We start from the raw sequence: 1,079 nt of genomic DNA, 5'->3' as shown, positions 1-1,079 counted from the left end.
CGGTGGCACTTTTTCCAATAGAAATTTCCTGTAGTGAACGATCGCGAAATGATTCTTCTAAAAGATCAAATGAACGGAAAGACGAGCCGTTAAGAAACAATTCAACAGTTTTAAAGTCGTAGGTAAAAGTGATATTAGTCCAGTCGTTTGTAGCTATGGTTCGTTCTGCTCTGCAAGTACCAGTAGAGCCACCATTTGATACGCCACATATCGTTAATCCATATTTTCCATTATCCTCGATGAACAGAAGGTAAGAATCTGTTTGAAAAATTCGGGAGCCATTCAAAGTTTCTGTTTTAACCCATATTGAAAAAGTTATTGGTTCTTCAGGAGAAAGAAACTGATCATCATAGGATATGTGATCATCAATACCATCGAAATAGAAAGCATTATTAAGGCTTCCGAATCTGTCTTTAACTAACGATGGGCCGGCAGTTTTCCCATCATTCCCTGTAATTTCATCGATAGCATTTCCATTAAAAGGAGTGAAAAAAATTAGGTTTTCTCGAGGTATATCTCTCAAAATAACAAGTTGATCATTGCTAATTGTACTCGAGTCACCAGAAACCAGCTTGATAATCCCTGTTGACGCTTTTTCGGGCACTACGAAGTTTATCTCATTCTCTGAAGCTTTTAGAGCCTCAATTGGCTCTGAATTTGATAAAAAGATGAAATTATCACTTTTATCGGGAGCAAAGTTTTGTCCAAAAACTCTAACAGTATCACCTATAATAACGGTGTCCGGACTGAAACTTGTGATAGTAGGAGGAAACAAAATTGTGAATTTTGGGCCTTCCACGGTTTTCGCTCCAACTGTCAAGGATATAAATCCGGTTTCTGCCCCTTCAGGCACTTCAACTTTTAACTCGGACTTATTTGTTGAGGTTATCTTGGCTCCGACTCCATTAAATGTTACTAAAGTTTGCTGGTCTATGGCCTGTAAATTAGAGCCGCTAATTGTGACAATTTGCCCAGCATATCCGCTTTGAGGACTTACACCTTCTATATGAGGATTTTCTTCTTCTTTTGGTGCAGGGGTATTATCTGGGGTAACCGTATCATCGTCTTGGTTGCATCCT

The 1,079-nt window shown here is 38.8% G+C and carries 1 protein-coding gene; it reads right to left on the bottom strand.

From position 1 onward, the window contains the following. On the bottom strand, nucleotides 1-1,079 hold a 1,079-nt coding region (locus tag E1163_RS00300), incomplete at both ends, for an IPT/TIG domain-containing protein (protein WP_185155884.1).

The sequence above is a fragment of the Fulvivirga kasyanovii genome (genome assembly GCF_009711405.1).
GTDB lineage: Bacteria > Bacteroidota > Bacteroidia > Cytophagales > Cyclobacteriaceae > Fulvivirga > Fulvivirga kasyanovii.
This window is presented reverse-complemented; position numbering and strand designations above follow the sequence as displayed.